We start from the raw sequence: 283 nt of genomic DNA, 5'->3' as shown, positions 1-283 counted from the left end.
GTCCTACCGCGACCTCGGCGGCAAGACCGTGGTGGTCACCGCCGGCACCACCAACGAGAAAGCCGTGCGCGACCAGCTCGCCCGCCTGAAGATCGACGCGCAGGTGGTGACGGCACCGGATCACGCCGCCTCCTACGCGATCCCACCCTCCCCCGCAGAGGGGGGAGGGAGATACGGCGCGGAGCTTGCTCCCGCCGAGGACGACCCTTCGAGGAAGAAGCCATGACCCAGCCAGTGGCGGCGCAGACGGTGCGGACCACCTGCCCCTATTGCGGGGTCGGGT

The 283-nt window shown here is 70.3% G+C and carries 1 pseudogene; it reads left to right on the top strand.

Annotated elements, in window-relative coordinates:
- Positions 1–226 (top strand): annotated as a pseudogene (locus MKK88_RS30915) (hypothetical protein); the annotation flags it as partial.
- Positions 227–283: the final 57 nt, after the last annotated feature.

The sequence above is a fragment of the Methylobacterium sp. E-005 genome, from assembly GCF_022829725.1.
GTDB lineage: Bacteria > Pseudomonadota > Alphaproteobacteria > Rhizobiales > Beijerinckiaceae > Methylobacterium.
Note: the sequence above shows the minus strand (reverse complement) of the source record. Positions and strands in the feature narration are given on the sequence as shown.